The following is a 2,622-nucleotide window of genomic DNA, read 5'->3' as shown; positions in this document are numbered from 1 at the left end:
AGCTTAAAAAAACGCCCTAAAATAACAACTCACACCCAACTAAACGATTGAATTAAAATAGGAACTCAGTTATCGTTTGTTGATTACAAAAACAAATTTGAAACGAGTTATTCTACAGGCTCGTTAGGCTCATAAAGGATTCACCATATGAATAACCAAATAGAAAAGTACAGAAAGTTGTACGTAACATATGGGTCTTACGCCAAAAGACTGGAAGGGTTGTTGTGCGACCTATTGGCAGGTTCTAATATTCGCGTTCACTTTACTGAATCCCGCGCCAAGACCCCAGAGAGTTTAAAAGAAAAGATCAATCGCCCTGGGAAAAGTTATGTAAACGTACTTGAAGAAGTTCCAGATTTGGTAGGAGTAAGGTTAGTACTTTACTATCAAGATGACTCAATAGCTGTTCAGGACTTAATAGCTGATGAATTCGAAGTTATGGAAGTTGAAAAGTCTCATCAACCTGATAAATACTCACCCGATAAGTTCGGCTATATATCTACTCATTTTGTAATTCGCATAAATAGAGCGAGAGCGAAATTAACCGAATGGAAAGCTTATAAAGATTTACATGCTGAGGTTCAAGTAAGAACTGTCCTACAGCACTCTTGGGCTGCAATATCACACGCCTTACAGTATAAAAGAGAAGGAGATGTTCCTGCAGCGTTGCGTCGAAAACTTTTTCGTCTTGCTGGCCTTTTCGAGTTAGCTGATGAGCAGTTTATTGAAATACGTAATGAAGCATCTTTTCTTAAAAAGAATGCACCAAATATTGTTGAGGAAAATAGTGATGATACACGCGTTGACTCTATAATTCTTCGGGAATTATTAATGGAATCAAAACTATTCATTAAAATAGTCGAAACAATGAATGATATCGGCTTCAAAGTTGGTGCCGATTGGGATGATGAAGAAAATTACATCGGCAAGTGTGTGGAAGAATTGGAACGATTTAACGTTGCAAACCTTGGTTTTGTAAATTCTCTTCTTCGGAAAAATCACAAAAAGTTCTTAGAGGCTATATTTCATGAAGATCCTTCAGATGGAGACTGGCCTATCGACAAGTCGTTTGCGTTTTATTTATTGCTTATAAACGAATTTAGTGAAGAAATCACTATTGATTACTTAACAGAAGAGCTCAAATGGTGGGACGAAAGAGCCGAAAATGTTATATCTAATTCTAGAAAACTAAAAGCGATATAGCCTAACAAAAAGTTGCACCGGACAAGCCGGTGAACTTGGCGTTAGCTGTCCATACTAAACTAATAACGAGGAAGAAAATGGAGTATATTCAGGCAATTTTTGGAAAGGACTCATCATGGTTTTGGTCAATGTGCCAATTCTTTGTTATTACAATCACACTCATAATGGTTTATCAGCAGGTTAGAATCCAAAGAAAATCAAACATGCTGCAAACTCTACATAAGTGCGATGAAAAATGGGGTGGAAATATTTTACTAAAATGCAGAAGCCATGCATCACAAGACTATATTAAAGGGTGCCTAAACCTTCATGAAGAAGAGGTTATTTTAATCAACTTCTTTGAGGATCTAGGGCTTTATGTTCATGAAGGAATTTTGTCCAAAAATATAGTATGGGACTCTTATAGTTACTATATAGAACGCTATTGGCCGTTATTGGAGCCAGCAATTACAGAGCGACATGCTTCAAATGGCGATGAGTCAATTGGCGAAAAATTCAAGTCACTCCACGAGAAGATGCAGAAATATAGCAAAAAGAAGAAAGCACCTTCTGGACCTTTCAAAAAAGAAGAGCTTGTTTCTTTTGCTAAACATGAACAAAATTTGATCGTAATTGAAAGCAGCTAACACATATGAACCTTATCCGGTCAAGTAAGCATAACGATTCTTTTTAGCTGCTTTTAAGCAGCTAATTTGTATTGGCAACGCTTAAACCTGTTCAACTTCGTTATGTCGGTTAGCCGTTAAATCGTTTACGGCAAACACATATTGAGGAATGAGTCATTGATGACACCCATCGTTATTTGTATCTATGCTGACAAAGTGAGATTAAAACGTGCGGAAACACCTCAATCACTGGGTATAAAAACGTTTTTCGGTAGGCCAATTTTTAGCGCCCAAGCGTATCTCTGCATCAAAACCGGGTTATCGCGCACGACAACGCGCTGTAAATACAGCAGTAAGAAATTCTAGCGTTGAGAAAACAAGTGACATCCATCACAATTAGCATCCAAACTGAGGTAGTGAAGTAAAAAAGTATGTAAACACCTCAATCACAGGGTACAAAAACGTTTTTCGATAAGTTATTTTTTAGCACTCAAGCGTATCTCTACACTAAAATTGGGTTATCGCGCACGGCAAAGCACTGAAAATACAGCAGCAAGAAACTCTAGAATTGAATATGTTCGTTTTACTAAGCCAGCAAGCGCTCGCAGTTTGTTAGGTTTGTCCGTCGTCGTTTTTGCAGTGTTTCGCAGTAAGCGGTTATTGTTCGCTCTCGTCCAACTGCACCGTGTGTAGTGGCATAGTTAATTTGGCCACCCATTAAGAAAGAAATGTTATGCTATTTGCATACAAATTTGGGTGAAAAAATGACGAAATTAAAACGCGCAACCTATTCTGCGGCAATCAAATTAGAAAC

Annotated in this window: 2 protein-coding genes and 1 pseudogene; 2 read left to right on the top strand and 1 reads right to left on the bottom strand. The window is 37.8% G+C overall.

Annotated elements, in window-relative coordinates; genetic code table 11:
* Positions 1-147: 147 nt before the first annotated feature.
* Together NH462_RS22760 and NH462_RS22755 are read left to right on the top strand one after the other, a co-directional pair.
* Complete coding sequence (locus NH462_RS22760) at positions 148-1,203, top strand: hypothetical protein (RefSeq protein ID WP_253107819.1); 1,056 nt, start codon at positions 148-150, stop codon at positions 1,201-1,203.
* Positions 1,204-1,280: 77 nt separating this feature from the next.
* A complete protein-coding gene (locus tag NH462_RS22755) occupies positions 1,281-1,829 on the top strand; it encodes a hypothetical protein (RefSeq protein ID WP_253107818.1) in 549 nt (182 codons plus the stop codon).
* 565 nt (positions 1,830-2,394) lie between these two features.
* Here the strand turns inward: NH462_RS22755 and NH462_RS22750 are convergent.
* Positions 2,395-2,496, bottom strand: a pseudogene (locus NH462_RS22750) (transposase); the annotation flags it as partial.
* Positions 2,497-2,622: the final 126 nt, after the last annotated feature.

The organism is Pseudoalteromonas sp. OANN1 (genome assembly GCF_024124685.1).
GTDB lineage: Bacteria > Pseudomonadota > Gammaproteobacteria > Enterobacterales > Alteromonadaceae > Pseudoalteromonas > Pseudoalteromonas piscicida.
This window is presented reverse-complemented; position numbering and strand designations above follow the sequence as displayed.

Bases quoted from the DNA above. Each gene is read 5' to 3' on its own strand.
- NH462_RS22755 (WP_253107818.1), top strand. From the start codon at position 1,281: ATGGAGTATATTCAGGCAATTTTTGGAAAGGACTCATCATGGTTTTGG.
- NH462_RS22760 (WP_253107819.1), top strand. From the start codon at position 148: ATGAATAACCAAATAGAAAAGTACAGAAAGTTGTACGTAACATATGGG.